This is a genomic window from Rhizobium sp. 18055, assembly GCF_902706285.1.
Lineage (GTDB): Bacteria > Pseudomonadota > Alphaproteobacteria > Rhizobiales > Rhizobiaceae > Rhizobium.
Map to the genome: position 1 here is coordinate 1 of NZ_CACSKD010000302.1, position 436 is coordinate 436.

1 protein-coding gene is annotated in these 436 nt (G+C 71.6%); it reads left to right on the forward strand.

The annotated features are described in order from the left end of the window. Positions 1–257 (forward strand): DUF4390 domain-containing protein (locus GVL52_RS32185; RefSeq protein WP_160012754.1); only part of this gene is annotated, 257 nt, incomplete at its 5' end. Positions 258–436: the final 179 nt, after the last annotated feature.

Here is a 436-nt window from a genome sequence, read left to right on the forward strand (position 1 = left end):
GCCTGGGCCTGGGCTCGGCGCTGGGCCAGACCTATGACGAGCTGGGCGATGCGCTGGCTGCGATGCAGCGCATCGCGCGCTGGAAGATCGCCGACATCGACGACATCGACCGGAATGCCGCGCACCTGGTGCATCTGCGCTTCCGGCTCGACATGTCGCAGCTGCCACGCCCGTTCCAGATCGGGGCCATGGGGCGTTCCGGCTGGGATCTCGTGCTGTCGCGCACCGAGCGCCTGTCCATCGAGCCGCAGCCATGAGCCCGTCCCCGCCCCCGTCCGATCCCGCATCCGTGACCGAAGCCGCGGCGGCGCGCAGCGGGCGGCAGACCCGCGCGGCCCGCTGGGCGCTGGGCGTCGCGGCCGCCGTGATGAGCGCCATCGGCCTCGTGCTGCTGTTCCTGCTCACGGTATCGACGAACAACCGCGCGATGTACGAG